12 protein-coding genes are annotated in these 14,907 nt (G+C 72.3%); 11 read left to right on the plus strand and 1 reads right to left on the minus strand.

The window, feature by feature from the left end:
• Positions 1-69: 69 nt before the first annotated feature.
• The gene (locus ASG96_RS21305; RefSeq protein WP_082591951.1) at positions 70-1,080 is read right to left on the minus strand and encodes an alpha/beta hydrolase; all 1,011 of its coding nucleotides are present in this window, start codon (positions 1,078-1,080) and stop codon (positions 70-72) included.
• A gap of 84 nt (positions 1,081-1,164) precedes the next feature.
• Here ASG96_RS21305 and ASG96_RS21310 point away from each other — a divergent pair, with 84 nt between their 5' ends.
• The 11 genes from ASG96_RS21310 (at position 1,165) to ASG96_RS21360 (ending at position 14,864) form a co-directional block, all read left to right on the plus strand.
• Entirely contained in the window at positions 1,165-2,742 is a 1,578-nt protein-coding gene (locus tag ASG96_RS21310; protein ID WP_057589333.1) for an ATP-dependent DNA ligase, read from the plus strand.
• A 128-nt stretch (positions 2,743-2,870) separates the two neighbouring features.
• A complete protein-coding gene (locus ASG96_RS21315) occupies positions 2,871-4,682 on the plus strand; it encodes a glycoside hydrolase family 3 protein (protein WP_235509264.1) in 1,812 nt (603 codons plus the stop codon).
• A gap of 1 nt (position 4,683) precedes the next feature.
• Positions 4,684-5,601 carry an endonuclease/exonuclease/phosphatase family protein gene (locus tag ASG96_RS21320; RefSeq protein ID WP_056751926.1) on the plus strand — a complete coding sequence of 306 codons (918 nt, stop codon included), beginning with the start codon at positions 4,684-4,686 and terminating at the stop codon, positions 5,599-5,601.
• On the plus strand, positions 5,598-6,920 hold the full coding sequence (locus ASG96_RS21325; RefSeq protein ID WP_057589334.1) for an exo-beta-N-acetylmuramidase NamZ domain-containing protein: 1,323 nt from the start codon (positions 5,598-5,600) through the stop codon (positions 6,918-6,920). The genes ASG96_RS21320 and ASG96_RS21325 overlap by 4 nt, the downstream gene beginning before the upstream one ends.
• Positions 6,921-6,975: 55 nt before the next feature.
• On the plus strand, positions 6,976-8,718 hold the full coding sequence (locus tag ASG96_RS21330; RefSeq protein ID WP_057589335.1) for a serine hydrolase: 1,743 nt from the start codon (positions 6,976-6,978) through the stop codon (positions 8,716-8,718).
• Positions 8,719-8,722: 4 nt separating this feature from the next.
• A complete protein-coding gene (locus ASG96_RS21335; protein WP_057589336.1) occupies positions 8,723-9,622 on the plus strand; it encodes a MurR/RpiR family transcriptional regulator in 900 nt (299 codons plus the stop codon).
• A 115-nt stretch (positions 9,623-9,737) separates the two neighbouring features.
• The gene (locus ASG96_RS21340; protein WP_056751914.1) at positions 9,738-10,697 is read left to right on the plus strand and encodes an N-acetylmuramic acid 6-phosphate etherase; all 960 of its coding nucleotides are present in this window, start codon (positions 9,738-9,740) and stop codon (positions 10,695-10,697) included.
• Between the two features lie 68 nt (positions 10,698-10,765).
• Positions 10,766-12,085 carry an extracellular solute-binding protein gene (locus ASG96_RS21345; RefSeq protein ID WP_056751912.1) on the plus strand — a complete coding sequence of 440 codons (1,320 nt, stop codon included), beginning with the start codon at positions 10,766-10,768 and terminating at the stop codon, positions 12,083-12,085.
• A 10-nt stretch (positions 12,086-12,095) separates the two neighbouring features.
• On the plus strand, positions 12,096-12,995 hold the full coding sequence (locus ASG96_RS21350) for a carbohydrate ABC transporter permease (protein ID WP_056751909.1): 900 nt from the start codon (positions 12,096-12,098) through the stop codon (positions 12,993-12,995).
• Positions 12,992-13,900 carry a carbohydrate ABC transporter permease gene (locus ASG96_RS21355; RefSeq protein WP_057589337.1) on the plus strand — a complete coding sequence of 303 codons (909 nt, stop codon included), beginning with the start codon at positions 12,992-12,994 and terminating at the stop codon, positions 13,898-13,900. Before ASG96_RS21350 ends, ASG96_RS21355 begins: the two co-directional genes overlap by 4 nt.
• Before the next feature lie 13 nt (positions 13,901-13,913).
• Positions 13,914-14,864 (plus strand): N-acetylglucosamine kinase, encoded by a 951-nt coding sequence (locus ASG96_RS21360; protein WP_057589338.1) that lies wholly within the window; start codon positions 13,914-13,916, stop codon positions 14,862-14,864.
• The last annotated feature ends 43 nt before the right edge of the window (positions 14,865-14,907 follow it).

Consider the following 14,907-nt stretch of genomic DNA (forward strand, 5'->3'; position numbering starts at 1 on the left):
GCTTACCTTGACGACAAGGTGCCCCCCACGTCAAGTGACCCCACCCGTCGAGAGGCCACGTCCGGCCCCTCAGCCGGTGACGCGCTCGATGAAGGCGACAGCCCGATCGAGGGCCTCGCGCCCGTCCGGGGTGTCGAGGTCGAACTGGTACTCGTGGTCGAGCCGCGGCTCGTGGTCGTCGTCGAAGAGCAGGACGTCGTGGTCGACGTCGTGCCGCTCCAGGGCGTCGACGAGCGCGAGCGTGTGCGGGAGCAACGGGTCGCCGTTGCCGGCCGAGACGAACGAGGGCGGGAACGACGGCGTGACGTGGACCGGCACCGAGCCCTGCCGGGTGATGCGTTCGTCGTGGCGCCGGCTCGACCCGAGGTACGACCAGATCGCCGTGTCGACCAGCCAGCTGCCCAGCCGGGTCGACCCCTGCGCGAGCGTGAAGTCGTAGGCACCGCAGAAGAGCACGAGACCGCTCAGCGAGGAGGGCGGCAGCTCGACGTCGATCCCCACCTCGCGGGCGTAGTCCTCGTCGGTGACGAGCAGCGCCACCTGCGCCGCGATCTGGGCGCCGGCCGAGTCGCCGGCCAGGACGACCCGCCCGGGGTCGATGCCGAGCCGGTCGGCGTGGTCGACGAGGTGCGCGAGCGCGGCCACCACCTGCTTGACGGGCGTCGGGTAGCGCGCACCCGGGGCGATCGAGTAGTCGACGCCGACCGTCGTGAGACCGTGCCCGGCCAGGACCCGAAGGTAGTTGGCGACGTCACCCTTCGACCCGGACACGAACGCACCGCCGTGGACCCAGACGACCGTCGGCAACGCCGCTTCGCGCGCCGGCCTGAAGACGTCGAGCCTCCCGTCCGGGGACGAGACGTCGTACGCCTCGTCGACGACCTCGACGAGATCGCCCGGGACATGCTTCTCGAGGGCGCCGCTCGCGCGTGCGGCGCCCCGGCCGAAGACGGCGCGGACGAGCAGGGCCGAGGGCCAGGGCGTCGTCCGCGCGGCGACGAGGAGCGCCCCGGCGGCCGTCGCCACGCCGAGCGCGGCCGTCCGCGCGAGACCGCGAGTCCGGTCGACGATGCCACCCATGCGGCGAATCTAGTCGGGAGACGGCCACACGTGGCCTCTCGACGGTGGCTGGTGGGTGTCGGCGGGGCGGGGCAGGATCGGGTCATGCAGCTCTCCGACGTCGTCGCCACCTCGCACACCGTCGCCGCCACGTCGTCGCGCACCGCGAAGGTCGAGGCGCTGGCGGCGTGCCTGCGTCGTGCGGACGAGGACGGTCCCGACGTGGTCGAGGTCGTCACGGCCCACCTCTCGGGCACGCTCCCCCAGCGGCGCCTCGGGGTCAGCTGGCGCGGCCTCCAGGGACTGCCCGACCCGGCGGAGACCTCGACCCTGACCGTCGAGGAGGTCGACGCCGCGGCCACCACGATCGCCGCGATCGGCGGCTCCGGCTCGGCCGCCGCCCGCACCGCCGCCGTCCGCGAGCTCTTCTCGCGCGCCACCGCCGACGAGCAGGCGTGGCTGCGTGGCCTCATCACGGGCGAGACCCGTCAGGGCGCGGGCGACGGCGTCATGCTCCAGGCCGTCGCCAGGGCCGCCGACGTGCCCGACGCCGCGGTGCGCCGGGCCGTCATGCTCGCCGGCTTCGCGGGCCCGGTCGCGCGAGCCGCCCTCACCGGTGGCGCCGAGGCGCTCGACGCCCTGACGCTCGAGGTGGGACGCCCGCTGCGGCCCATGCTCGCCGGCTCGGCCCCCGACGTCGCCGCGGCACTGGCCACGCTGGGAGGCGAGGTCGTCGTCGAGACCAAGCTGGACGGCATACGCCTGCAGGCACACGTCGACAACCGGACTAGCCCGGGCAGCGTGCGTCTCTTCACCCGGACGCTCGACGAGGTCACCGACCGGATGCCCGAGATCACCGAGGCGCTGGCGACCCTCGACGTCGAGACCCTCGTGCTCGACGGCGAGGTCATCGCGCTCGGCGAGGGTGGCCGGCCCCAGCCGTTCCAGGTGACGGGAGCCCGCACGGCCAGCAGCGCCGACGTCGACCGGCTGCGCGCGGAGGTGCCCCTGACACCGTTCTTCTTCGACCTGCTCCACCTCGACGGCGACGACCTCCTCGACGAGCCGGCCCGCGTGCGATGGGAGCGACTCGCCCGCACCGTGCCGCCCGCGTGGATGGTGCCGAGCGAGCTCACCGACGACCCCGAGCAGGCCCAGCGGTTCTTCGCAGACCTCGTCGCGGCCGGGCACGAGGGCGTCGTCGTCAAGGATCCCGCCCTGCCGTATGCCGCCGGCCGCCGGGGCCCGGGGTGGGTCAAGGTCAAGCCGCGGCACACCCTCGACCTCGTCGTCCTCGCCGTCGAGTGGGGCAGCGGACGCCGCCAGGGGTGGCTCTCCAACATCCACCTCGGCGCGCGCGACGCCGACACCGGTGACCTCGTCATGCTCGGCAAGACGTTCAAGGGGATGACCGACGAGATGCTCGCCTGGCAGACCGAGCGGTTCAGCGAGCTGGCGCTCGACCCGGCGGATGTCGGGGCAGGCCGGTCGGGCCAACAGTGGGGCGTCGTCCCGCTGCGCCCCCAGCAGGTCGTCGAGATCGCCTTCGACGGCGTGCAGAGGTCGTCGCGCTACCCCGGCGGCATGGCGCTGCGGTTCGCCCGCGTGCTGCGCTACCGCGACGACAAGCCGGTCGCCGAGATCGACACCGTGCAGACCGTGCGGTCGCTCGCCGGCTGGTGAGCCCGAGCGGCGTCGGCGCGTCGTGAGACGGCACGCCGCTACCTGTTGCCTACGCCACAGTACGTAGGTAAGTTCCGGCCCGAAGGCAGATCGCGTGAATTCTTCACACTCCTGGAGGCACCATGTCCATGTCCGAACTCTCCCGCCGCTCGGTGATCGCAGGTGGCATCGCCGCCGCAGCAGCGGGTGCCACGGCCGGGAGCGCCCGCGCCGCCTCGAGCGCATCCACGGCAGCCGTGACCGGCGAGGATGGCTGGATCACCGCAACGATCAACCGGATGTCGTTGGAGGAGAAGGTCGGTCAGCTCTTCATCCAGAACGTCTACGGCAAGGACGCGACGACCCCCGACAGCCGCAACCTCCCGCTCTACGGCGTCGCGAGCCCCGCGGAGGTCGTGCAGAAGTACCACCTCGGCGGTGTCATCTACTTCGCCTGGACCGACAGCGTGCAGAACCCCGACCAGATCGTCGGCCTCTCCAACGGCCTGCAGAAGGCTGCCCTGACGCAGCAGAGCAAGGTCCGCATCCCGCTCCAGATCGCGACCGACCAGGAGCAGGGGGTCGTGACGCGCATCGGGCCGCCTGCCACGCAGTTCCCGGGGTCCATGGCCCTCGGTGCCGGCCGCAGCGCCCCCGACGCGCGCACGGCCGCCGCGATCACGGGCCGTGAGCTGCTCGCCATGGGCGTCAACACGAACTTCGCGCCCGACTGCGACGTCAACGTCAACCCGCTCAACCCCGTCATCGGCACGCGGTCCTTCTCCTCGCGCGCCGCGCTCGCCGCCGAGCTGGCGGCCGCCCAGGTCGCCGGCTACCAGCGCGACGGTGGCGTCGCCTCGTCGGCCAAGCACTTCCCGGGCCACGGCGACACCGCGACCGACAGCCACGTCGCCTTCCCGATCATCACCCACACGCGGGAGCAGTGGGAGACCATCGACGCCCCGCCCTTCAAGGCCGCGATCAACGAGCAGATCGACATGATCATGACGGCGCACCTGTCGTTCCCGGCCCTCGACGACTCGGGCAACCCGGCCACCCTGAGCAAGCCGATCATGACCGGCGTGCTGCGCGAGGAGCTCGGCTACGAGGGCGTCATCGTCACCGACTCGCTCGCCATGCAGGGCGTCCGCGACCTCTACGGCGACGCCGAGGTGGCCGTGCGCGCGCTCCTCGCCGGCGTCGACCAGCTGCTCATGACGCCCGCCATGGACGACGCGTACGCCGCCGTCATCGCCGCCGTGCGCAGCCACCGGATCCACCCGAGCGAGCTCGACGCCAAGGTACGCCGCGTGCTGGGCCTCAAGTACCGCCGCGGGATCGTGGCCCGACCGTACGCCGACCCGACCGCCGTCGCCTCGGTCGTCGGGACCCCGGCCCACCTCGCGTCGGCCGCCACGGTCACCGACCGCACGACGACGCTCGTCAAGAACGACGCCAAGGCCCTGCCGATCGCCCCGAGCGGCACGAAGATCCTCGTCACGGGCTACGGCGTCTCGACGACCGCCACCCTCGCGGCCGCCCTGACCGCCAAGGGCGCGACGGTGCAGACCGTCCAGACCGGCGCGTCGCCCACCGACACCGCGGTGGCATCCGCCGTCGCGGCAGCCGCCGACAAGGACGTCGTGGTCGTCACGACGATGAAGGCGTGGGACACGAGCGTCACCGACACCCGCGGCGGCCAGCAGAAGCTCGTCAAGCAGCTGCTCGCGACCGGGAAGACCGTCGTCGTGGTCGCCGTGCGCGACCCCTACGACATCGCGTACTTCACGGCGGCGCCGACGTACGTCGCGACCTACTCCTACAGCCCGGTCGCCATCGAGGCGGCCGCACGGGTCATCGTCGGGGACGTGGCGCCGACGGCGTCGCTGCCGGTCGACATCCCCGTCGCCGGCGACCCGGCCACGGTGCTCTACCCGTTCGGTCACGGGCTGACCTACTGAGATGGGCGCCCTGCACCGGATGGTCGCGGCGGCGGCTCTCGTCGCCGCCGCGGCCACTGCCACCGCGGTCGCCCCGGCGGGCGCCGAAGCCGCCGTGCCGGCCGTCCCACCCGTGCCACCCGTGCGCGCCGTCGTCGCGACGTACAACATCCACGCGGGCGCGGGCAGCGACAACGTGTACGACCTCGACCGCACCGCCGCCGCGATCCGGGCCCTCGACGCCGACGTCGTCGGGCTCGAGGAGGCCGACGTCCACTGGGGCGAGCGCAGCCGCTTCGACGACACCGTCGCCGAGCTCGGACGCCGGCTCGGGATGCGCACCGCCTTCGCCCCGATCTACAGCCTCGACCCACTGACAGCCGGTGCGCCTCGGCGCGAGTTCGGCCTCGCCCTGCTCTCACGTCACCCCATCGTCGCCGTCGAGAACCACGACCTGACCCGGCTCTCGACCCAGGACCCGAACCCCGTCCCGGCACCGGCTCCCGGCTTCCTCGAGGCCACGGTCCAGATCGGCGGGGCCCGCGCCCACGTCTACGTCACCCACCTCGACTACCGCGGCGACCCGACCGTCCGCCGCCTCCAGGTCGCCGACACCGTGGCGATCCTCGACCAGGACCCGCCCGGCGCCGACCAGGTGCTCCTCGGCGACCTCAACGCCGACGCCGGCGCACCCGAGCTGGCCGGCCTCTGGACCCGCCTGCGCGACGCCTGGGCCGTGGCCCCGACCCGCGACGGCGAGCCCGGACTCAGCTACCCCGCGATCGACCCGACCAAGCGCATCGACCTCGTCGCCGTCTCCCCCGGCATCGACGTCGTGCACGCCAGCACCGCCCATGACCCCGCCCTCGTCGGCGCGAGCGACCACCGTGCCGTCGCCGCGACCGTCCTGCTCGACCAAGGATCGGAGACCTCCAGATGACCAACCTCAACCGCAGGCAGCTGCTCACCGCCGGCGCCCTCGGCGCCGTCGCCATCCCCGCCACCGCGGCGGGTTCCGTTGCAGCGCAGGCCGGCCCGACGGCATACGCAAGCAGCTACCCGAACAACCCCGTGACGACCGGCGCCCAGAGCGCGGCCGCGGCCGACTGGTCCGTCCTGTCGGGGCAGAAGGTCGGCGTCATCACGAACCCGACCGGCATCCTCACCAACCTGCGCACCATCGTCGATGAGATGCACGAGTCCGGCGCCGTCGACATAGTCGGCGTCTTCGGGCCCGAGCACGGCTTCCGCGGCACGGCCCAGGCCGGTGACTCCGAGGGCAACCACACCGACCCGCGCACGGGCCTCATGGTCTACGACGCCTACGGCGCCAACGCGGCGAAGATGACGACGCTCTTCCGGACGGCCGGCGTCGAGACGGTCGTCTTCGACATCCAGGACGTCGGGTCGCGCTTCTACACCTACATCTGGACGATGTACACGGCGATGCGTGCGGCCGTCGCCGTCGGAGCCCGTTTCGTCGTCCTCGACCGCCCGAACCCCATCGGCGGCAAGGCGATCGGGCCGATGATGACGACGCCGTGGACCTCTGGCGTCGGCGCCAAGGAGATCGTCCAGGCGCACGGCATGACCGTGGGCGAGCTCGCCCGCTATTTCGACGGCGAGTTCCTCACCGCCGACGCAGGTGGCCGGCTCACCGACCTCAGCGTCGTCGAGGTCAAGGGCTGGCGCCGCGACGTGCCGTATGCCGTCACCGGGCTCCCGTGGGTCATGCCGAGTCCCAACATGCCGACTCCCGACACGGCGCTCGTCTACCCCGGCACGGGGATGTTCGAGGGGACCAACCTGTCCGAGGGCCGCGGCACGACGCGGCCGTTCGAGCTCATCGGCGCGCCCTACGTGGACTACAGGTGGGCCGAACGCCTTGCGGCGCTGGACCTTCCGGGCGTCGGCTTCCGCGAGGCCTACTTCTCCCCCACGTTCAGCAAGCACACCGGCCTCGTCTGCGGCGGCGTCCAGCTGCACGTCACCGACCCGTCCACCTTCGACCCGATCCGCTCGACCGTCGAGATGCTCGTGGCGGCCAAGGCGCTCTACAGCGACTTCGCCTGGCGCTACGACTCCTACGACCCGGCGCGGCCCTACTGGATCGACAAGCTGACCGGCTCCCAGCGGCTGCGCACCCAGATCTCGGCCGGTGCGCCCGCCGCTGAGGTCGTCGGCGCATGGCGCGACGAGCTCGCGGCCTTCGACGCCCGGCGCCAGCAGTACCTCATCTACCGCGGCCCCTCGAACTGACCTGTCCACCGGCTCGCCACCCGCTGCTCGACCTGTTGCACGATCTAGGAGTGACATGCGCCTGCGCACCCTCGTCCCTGCTGCCCTCGGCAGCCTCGCCCTCGCGGGGAGTCTCGTGACCGCCGGGCCCGTCGGCTCCGCGACGGCCGACGACTTCAGCAAGCCCGACCGCGGTTTCGCCCCGGCCAACACCGTCCTGTCCGACGCGAGCCCGACGTCGGTGGGGCTCGATCCGGCGCCGATCGCGGAGTCGGTGGCGCAGATCCACGCCCACGAGCAGGTCGACGCGAGCGGCCACCCCCTCTTCGCGGGCGCCGTCGGGATCATGGGCCACGAGGGCCGCATCGTCGAGCGCGACGCGAGCGGCTGGGCGCTGCGCTACGCCGACGCCACGACCGAGCTGCCGCGCGACCAGTGGGAGCCGATGCGGACCGACACGATCTTCGACCTCGCCTCGGTCTCGAAGCTCTTCACCTCGATCGCCGTCGTCCAGCTCATCGAGGAGGGGCGCGTCGCGCTCGAGAGCCCCGTCGCGACCTACCTCCCCGAGTTCGCCGCCAACGGCAAGGAGTCCGTGACGGTGCGCCAGCTGCTGACGCACACGTCGGGCTTCACCTCGTGGCTGCCGCTGTGGAGCAAGTGGCCCGACAAGGTGTCACGCATCAAGGCGGTCATGGACCAGCCGCTCACCAACGCGCCCGGCACCACCTACCTCTACAGCGACCTCAACCTCATCACCCTCGGCGTCATGGTCGAGAAGCTGCGGGGCGAGCCGCTCGACGCCGTCGTCCACGACCGCATCACGGCGCCGCTCGGCATGACCGACACCGGCTACAACCCGGCCGACAAGGCCCGCACCGCGGCGACCGAGTACCAGACGGCGCCCCCGCGCGGCATGGTGCGCGGCGAGGTCCACGACGAGAACGCCTGGTCGCTGGGCGGGGTCGCCGGGCACGCGGGCGTCTTCTCCACCGTCGACGACCTCGCGGTCCTGTCGCAGGCCCTGCTCAACGGCGGCACCTACCGCGGAGAGCGCATCCTCAGCCGCAAGAGCGTCGAGGCCCTCATCACCAACTTCAACGGCGACTTCCCCGGCGACTCGCACGGTCTCGGCTTCGAGCTCGACCAGCGCTGGTACATGGACGCCCTGTCCGGACCCCGCACCGCAGGCCACACCGGCTACACCGGGACGTCGATCGTCATCGACTTCACGTCGCGGTCCTTCGCCGTCCTGCTCACCAACCGGGTGCACCCGTCGCGCAGCTGGGGCTCGATCAACATCGCCCGCCGCGAGTGGGCCCACGGCCTCGCGGCGTCGATGGGCATCCGGCCGCGTCACGGTGACACGGCCTGGTTCACCGGCTCGGACAACGCGACGACCACCACCCTGACAACGACGCCGCTCCCGGTGGGCGTCGGGGGTGGGCGCCTCGGCTTCGACCTCTTCCTCGACACCGAGGAGACGGACCTGCTCCACCTCGAGCGCTCCACGGACGGCGGCGCGACGTGGACGGCCCTGCCGTTCGCCGTCGTCGACCGGGGCCAGACCGAGACGGCCGACGGCGTCATCTCCGGCTCCGGCACGAGGCGCTGGGTGCAGGTGCGGGCCGACCTGCCGGCCGGGGCGCAGCAGCTGCGCTGGCGGCACACGACCGACGGCGGCTACCTCGGTCGGGGCGTCGCCGTGGACGACGTCATCGTCCAGGGCCCGGGCGGCGTCCTGCTCGACGGTGAGAAGACCCCTGACGCCTTCACGGCGGACGGGTGGCGGCTCGCGGGCCGCGACGCCGTAGCGTAGGCCCATGCCCAGGACCGAGGACGGGACCTCGTCCCCCGCAGGTGCCGCGAGCGCATCGCTGCTCATCCGCCTGCGGGGGATCAAGCCCTCGCTGTCGCCCGCCGAGGACCGTGTCGCCGACATCGTCCTCGCCGACGCGCGCCGTGCCGCCGGCCTGACCATCAGCGAGCTGGCCACGGCGGCGCGCACGTCCGAGACGACGGTGCTGCGCTTCTGCCGGCGGCTCGGGCTGCCGGGCTACCCGCAGCTGCGCCTCGCGCTCGCCGAGGAGTCGGCCCAGCCGCGCACGATGAGCCGCAGCGGCACCGACATCAGCGCCAAGGACACGATCGACGACATCATCGCCAAGGTCGCCTTCACCGATGCGAGCGCGGTCGAGGAGACCGCCCAGCAGCTCGACCGCGAGGCGCTGTCCGAGGCAGCCGCCTTCATCGCCAAGGCCGGACGCGTCGACATCTACGGTGTCGCCGCGAGCGCCGTCGTCGGCGCCGACCTCCAGCAGAAGCTGCACCGCATGGGCATCGTCGCCTTCGTCTGGAACGACGCGCACCTCGCCCTGACGAGCGCCACGCTGCTCGGCCCGGGTGACATCGCCATCGGCATCTCGCACTCCGGCACGACCACGGAGACCATCGAGGCGCTCGCGGCCGCGCGCTCGACCGGGGCCAAGACCCTGGCCATCACGAACTTCCCGCTGTCGCGGCTGGCCTCGGGCGTCGACTACCTGCTCACGACCGCCGCGCGCGAGACGAGCCTGCGCTCGGGCGCGACGGCGAGCCGCATCGCGGCCCTCACGGTCGTCGACTGCCTCTACATCGCGGTCGCCCAGCGCAACCTGCGCCGGGTGCGCAAGGCGGTTGCCGAGACGCGCGAGGCCGTCGCCGGCCACCACGTCACCGACTGACCCGTCAAGCGCCCCCTCCCCCACTCGAGGGACGGGGGTGGTCGGGGGACCGTGACGGGAATGTTACTCATTTACGGCATTGACGCTGACGGCGTAGGAAACTAACCTCGCACGGGTGAGCAGCGAGGTGACCGTGGACGCCCCCACCGAGGAGCGCCATCCGGGGACGACGTCCATCGACACCCACACCTCCCTCGACATCCTCAGGGCGCTCAACGCCGAGGACGCGACCGTGGCCGGCGCCGTGAGCGTGATCCTCCCCGACCTGGCTCGTCTCGTCGACCGCGCCGTCGAGTCGCTCCGCGCGGGCGGAGCCGTGCACTACTTCGGCGCCGGCACGTCGGGCCGACTCGCCGTGCTCGACGCCGCCGAGCTGCGCCCCACCTTCAACGCCCCGGCCGGGCTCGTCGTGGCCCACCACGCCGGCGGCCCCGCCGCCCTGCTCGAGGCCGTCGAGAACGTCGAGGACGACGTCGACCTCGGTCGCGCAGAAGCCGACGTGCTGCGTCCCGGGGACATCGCCATCGGCCTCACGGCCTCAGGGCGTACGCCGTTCGTGGCCGGCGCTCTCGCGCGGGCTCGCGAGCTGGGGGCCGTCACGGCCCTCGTCACGGCCAACCCGCACGCCGAGGTCGCCGTCCACGCCGACCTCCTCCTCGCCGTGCGCACCGGCCCCGAGGCCCTGACCGGCTCGACCCGGCTCAAGGCCGGCACCGCCCAGAAGCTCGTCCTCAACTCGTTCTCGACCGCCGTGATGATCCGGCTCGGGCGCACGTGGAGCAACCTCATGGTCGACGTCGTCGCGACGAACGCCAAGCTCCGCGGCCGCGTCGTGCGCATCCTGCAGGAGGCGACGGGCGCCGACGCCGAGCAGGCCCGCCGGGCCCTCGACGACGCCGACGGCGAGCTCAAGCCTGCCCTGCTCTCGATGCTCGCGGGCGTCGACGCCGGCACGGCGCGCGACGCGATCGCCGCCCACGACGGCTCCGTGGCCCACGCGCTCGCGTCCCTCGGCGGCCAGGTGGCCGCCCCGGCCGCCCGCGCTGCCCCGGCCGCCCCCACCCCCGAACGCTGAACCCACCACCCTCCCACCCCCACGTGCCGACCCCCAGGCACCGAGCAGAACCCGACAGGAGCACCACCATGACGTTCGCCTCACGCCTCCCCGGCTCGTCGCGGCGCGCACGCCGCACGGTCCTCACGATCGCCGCGCTCTCCGGAGCGCTCGTCGTGACCGCCTGCTCGCCCTCCTCCTCGGGCTCCTCGAGCACCGGTGACGACGGCAAGGTCACCCTGACGGTGTGGTCGTGGCGCGTCGAGGACGAGGCGGCATACACCAAGATCTTCGACGCGTACGAGAAGGCCCACCCCGGCGTCAGCATCGACTTCAAGGCGTTCAAGGCGACGGAGTACAACAAGATCCTCGCGACCGGCCTCGCCGGCTCGAGCGGCCCGGACGTGCCGCAGGTCCGCTCCTACGGCCAGCTCCAGGGCACCGTCGCCAGCAAGTCCCTGCTGCCGCTCGACGGCAAGGTCGACCTCGCCGGCTGGGACGAGAACGTCGTCGCGAGCGCCAAGGGCAAGGAGGACGGCAAGACGTACTCCGTGCCGCTCGCGCGCCAGACCGTCCAGATGTTCTACAACCAGGGCCTCTTCGACAAGAGCGGCATCAAGGCCCCCACCACGTGGGCCGAGTTCATCGCCGCCAACGACAAGCTCATGGCGGCCGGCGTCACGCCCATCGCCATCGGCGCCAAGGACGACTGGACGCTCCCGATCGTCCACGAGGTGCTCGCTGCCCCGCGCTTCGGCGGCAAGGCCTTCCAGAGCGAGGTGCTCTCGGGCCAGAAGTCCTTCACCGACCCCGACTGGGTCGGATCGGTGCAGGTGGTGAGCGACCTCGAGAAGTACCTGCCCAAGAACTCCACCGGCGTGGCGCAGACCGACGCCCAGACGCTCTTCTCGGCCGAGAAGGCCGCGATGATCCCCGGCGGCAGCTTCGACCTCTCCGTCTTCCAGAAGGCCAACCCGGCCATGAAGATCGGCATCTTCCAGGTGCCGCCGGCCCCCGGGTCGCCGAGCGGTTCGGCCGCGACGACGGCAGGATGGGCCGATGGCAACTTCGGCGTCTCCGCCAGGTCGAAGCACCCCACCGAGGCCACGGAGCTCGTGAAGTGGATGACCACGAAGGAGTTCGGCCAGATGGTCACCGACGACATCAGGCAGATCTCGGCCGTGCCCGGGGTCGAGCCCACCGACCCCCTGCTCAAGCAGATGAGCCAGAACTACACGGACTCCGGGTCGCCGTACCTGCTGCTCACCGACTTCCGCTACGGCTCACCGACGGGCACCGACCTGCTCGGCAAGGGCCTGCAGGAGCTGCTGCTCGGCTCCAAGGACGCCACCGCGGTGAGCCAGGACCTCGAGACCGGCGTCAAGACCTGGTTCAAGCCGAGCGCGTGACGGTTCCTGCATGAGGCGCCGCACCGGCCTTGTCTTCGTCGCCCCGGCGCTCGCCCTCTTCGCGGTGTTCGTGCTCTACCCGATGGTGACGGCGTTCTCCTACGCCTTCTTCCAGTGGCAGGGCACGACCCGCGGGGCGTTCGCCGGGCTCGAGAACTTCGCGACGCTCTTCACGAGGGCGCCGTTCACGACCGACCTGCCACGAGCGTTGATGCACAACGTGCTCTTCTTCGTCGGCACGATGCTCATCCAGAACACGTTCGGTCTCACGATCGCGTACCTGCTCTACACGCGTCCGCGCAGCCGCCGGATGCTGCAGACGCTCTACGCGATGCCCTACCTCGTGAGCCCGATCGTCATCGGCTACCTCTGGACGCTGCTGCTCTCGCCGACGTTCGGCCCGGTCAACACGCTGCTGACGAAGATCGGTCTCGAGTCGTGGGCGCTGCCGTGGCTCGGCGACCCGAAGACGGCGATCTGGGTCGTCATCCTCGTCAGCGTCTGGCAGTGGATCGGCTTCCCGGTCCTGCTCTACGGCGCCGCCCTCGGCGGTGTCCCGGAGGAGCTGACCGAGGCCGCCCGCGTCGACGGCGCGAGCAACCGGCAGGCGTTCTTCAAGATCACCCTCCCGCTGCTCGTCCCGGCCATCGGCACGGTGTCGGTCCTGACGTTCATCTTCGCGATGGAGGCCTTCGCCCTGCCCTACGCGTTCGGCGGATCGACCGGGAACCCTGCAGGCGCAACGGACTTCGTGTCGTTGCTCTTCTACCGCACGGCCTTCGACTCGGGCGCGACCGATGCCATCGGCAGCTCGTCGGCGCTCGCCACCCTGCTCTTCGTCATCATCTTCGGCGGCGCCTACGCCGCCACGGCCGTGCTGCGCCGTCACGAGCGGAGGATCACCGCATGACCACGGCCGTCGTCACCACCGAGTCGCCGCAGGAGCAGGCCGCGGCCCGTCCCGTCCCGAGCGGTCGTCGGCGCCCGCCGCGGGTCAACCGTCCCGTGGGCGGCGCCGGTGCCAGCGTGCTGCTCTGGGGGTATGCCGCCCTGGCGCTCGTGCCGCTGCTGCTCATGGTGAGCAACAGCTTCCGCACCAACTCCGACCTCATCACCGACCCGCTCGGCCTGCCCACTCCCCCGACGACGGCGAGCTACGTCGAGGCGTGGACCACCGGCAACTTCGCGACGTACTTCGCCAACTCGCTCGCCGTCACGGTCGGCGCGGTCGCGATCTCGACGGCGGTCGCGACGATGGCCGCCTACGCGCTGGCCCGCGGCCGGTCTCGGATCTTCCGCTGGCTCGAGGCGCTCTTCCTCTCGGGCCTCATGCTGCCGATCCACCTCGCGATCCTGCCGATCTTCTACCTCTTCGACGGGCTCGGGCTCATCGACTCGCGTCTCGGCCTCATGCTCATGTACGCCGCGTCGGGCGTCCCGTTCTCGATCTTCGTCCTCACGACGTTCTTCCGGCAGCTGCCGGAGGAGCTCGAGGAGGCCGCCGCGCTCGACGGGGCGAGCCACTGGCAGACGTTCTGGCGGATCATGGTGCCGCTCGTGCGCCCGGCCCTGGCGACGGTCGCGGTCTTCCGCTTCGTGCCGATCTGGAACGACTTCCTCTTCCCCCTCGTGCTGCTGCGCAGCGAGGACAAGTACACCCTCCCGGTCGGCCTCACGAGCTTCTTCGGGGAGAACGCGACGAACTACTCGGCCGTCTTCGCCGGGCTCGTCATCACGACGATCCCGCTCATCGTGCTCTTCCTCGTCGCCACGAAGCAGATCGTCGCGGGCTTGACCGCCGGCATGGCGAAGTGATCGGCTCGCTCGCGTGAGCGAGCGCGCCGGGGCTGTCGTCGCCGTCGACGTCGGCGGTTCGGGCCTTCGGCTGACCACGTATGCCGGCAGCCCAGGTCCCGTGCTCACCGCACCGGGGGTGCGGGTCGGGTCGGGCGGGATCGACGTGGCTGCTCTCGTCGCCGATGCGCGGTCGCTGTCGGCGAGCGCCGCGGCCGAGTCCGCTTCCGGCGCAGTGCCTCCCGAGGTGGTCGTGTGGTCGATGCGCGGCCTGCTCTTCCTCGCCGACCGGACCGACGTGCTCCGCACGGTGGCCGAGGGCCTGGGCGCCGAGCGCACCGTCGTCGTCAGCGACGCCGTCGCCAACCTCGTGGGCGCGACGGGTCGGATCGGTCCGGGCGCGGTCGTCGCGGCGGGCACCGGCGCGGTCGCCTTCGGCACCGACTTCGACCGGCAGTGGCGCCGCGTCGACGGCTGGGGGCACGTGCTCGGCGACGCCGGGTCGGCGGCGACGCTCGGCATGGCCGGCCTCCGGGCGGCCCTGCGCGCCCACGACGGCCTCCCCGACGGTTCGCCGGCCCTCCTGTCGGCGGCCACCGACCTGCTCGGACCGCCCGAGGGCTGGCCGCGGCTCGTCATGACGAGCCGAGACGCGCCCGAGCGTCTGGCCTCGGTGGCGCCGCTCGTCACGGCCGCTGCGGCCGGCGACCCCGTCGCCCACGCCCTGTGCGTCCGCTCGGGCACCGACCTCGCCGACTCCCTGCTCCGCGCGGCGGAGGGCCTGACCGACCCGGTCCTCGCCGCGACCGGTGGGCTGCTCAGCGCCGCCCCCGTGGCCGACGCCCTCGACGCCCGGCTCGCCGACGCCGGCGCCCGGCGCACTCCCGCCCGCGGCGGGGCGCTCGACGGCGCCCTCCTGCTGGCCCGGCACCTGCGGGACACCGGAGCGCTCCCCGAGCACCCGGCATACCTCCTCGTCGGCTGACGCGGGCCCAGGTGGCCGATCGGGTACGTCTCCGGTCGGCCCC

It is taken from the genome of Terrabacter sp. Soil810 (assembly GCF_001429645.1).
GTDB lineage: Bacteria > Actinomycetota > Actinomycetes > Actinomycetales > Dermatophilaceae > Terrabacter.